This window comes from Thalassovita gelatinovora (assembly GCF_001458355.1).
Lineage (GTDB): Bacteria > Pseudomonadota > Alphaproteobacteria > Rhodobacterales > Rhodobacteraceae > Thalassobius > Thalassobius gelatinovorus.
In genome coordinates this window covers 1-1262 of sequence record NZ_CYSA01000020.1, presented here as the reverse complement: position 1 = coordinate 1262, position 1262 = coordinate 1, and the positions used below count along the sequence as shown (strand labels likewise).

The window sequence follows — 1262 nt, the reverse complement described above, 5'->3', positions numbered from 1 at the left end:
GACCTTTGAATGGGGCGGCAATTTGGCGAATTAGGGAATTGTTAACGACGTTTTCGCGGTTCTTTCGGGACGGTTCCGCAGAATGAAAAAAGGGCCGCGCCTGATATGAGGCGCAGCCCATTGGTCTGAACGCAGGCAGCCCGGCACTAGTTGGCGCCAGCCGCCGAAGTCATGCTGGTGCCCAGGTCGGTTGTCAGCGTGGTGGCTGCGGTGTCGATGCCGCCGCGCACGGTGGTCACGGCTGCGATGCCCAGGCCAACAACGGCTGCGGTCAGCACGACCCAGTCAACAGTTACGGCGCCGTCTTCGTCTTTGCGGAAGTTCTTGATGAAGTTGATCATGGTTTCTCTCCAGTGAATGTATGTCTCAGGTTGCCCGCGGCGGTAACGTGTCGGCTCTCTCACTGCCTGTCTCCGTCGTGGTATGACTGTATTTAGACCTTTGAATGGGGCGGCAATTTGGCGAATTAGGGAATTGTTAACGACGTTTTCGCGGTTCTTTCGGGACGGTTCCGCAGAATGAAAAAAGGGCCGCGCCTGATATCAGGCGCGGCCCTTTGGTCTGACCGAAGTCAGGCCGGAATTAGTTGACGCCAGCCGCCGAAGTCATGCTGGTGCCCAGGTCGGTTGTCAGCGTGGTGGCTGCGGTGTCGATGCCGCCGCGCACGGTGGTCACGGCTGCGATGCCCAGGCCAACAACGGCTGCGGTCAGCACGACCCAGTCAACCGTTACAGCGCCGTCTTCGTCTTTGCGGAAGTTCTTGATGAAGTTGATCATGGTTTCTCTCCAGTGAATGTATGTCTCAGGTTGCCCGCGGCGGGACCGTGTCGGCTCTCTCACTGCCTGTCCCCGTCGTGGTATGACTGTATTTAGACCTTTGAATGGGGCGGCAATTTGGCGAATTAGGGAATTGTTAACGACGTTTTCGCGGTTCTTTCGGGACGGTTCCGCAGAATGAAAAAAAGGGCCGCGCCTGATATCAGGCGCGGCCCTTTGGTCTGACCGAGGTCAGGCCGGAATTAGTTGACAGCTGCCGCCGAAGTCATGCTGGTGCCCAGGTCGTTTGTCAGCGTGGTGGCTGCGGTGTCGATGCCACCCGAAACGGTGGTCACGGCTGCGATGCCCAGGCCAACAACGGCTGCGGTCAGCACGACCCAGTCAACAGTTACGGCGCCGTCTTCGTCTTTGCGGAAGTTCTTGATGAAGTTGATCATGGTTTCTCTCCAGTGAATGTATGTCTCAGGTTGCCCGCGGCGGTAACG

3 protein-coding genes are annotated in these 1262 nt (G+C 57.9%); all 3 read right to left on the bottom strand.

Features of this window, described 5'->3' with window-relative positions:
- Positions 1–146: 146 nt before the first annotated feature.
- Positions 147–341, bottom strand: a complete 195-nt coding sequence (locus TG4357_RS11290) for a Flp family type IVb pilin (protein WP_058263011.1) — start codon at positions 339–341, stop codon at positions 147–149.
- A gap of 241 nt (positions 342–582) precedes the next feature.
- Positions 583–777, bottom strand: a complete 195-nt coding sequence (locus TG4357_RS11285) for a Flp family type IVb pilin (protein WP_058263010.1) — start codon at positions 775–777, stop codon at positions 583–585.
- A gap of 242 nt (positions 778–1019) precedes the next feature.
- Complete coding sequence (locus TG4357_RS11280) at positions 1020–1214, bottom strand: Flp family type IVb pilin (protein ID WP_058263009.1); 195 nt, start codon at positions 1212–1214, stop codon at positions 1020–1022.
- Positions 1215–1262 lie beyond the last annotated feature (48 nt).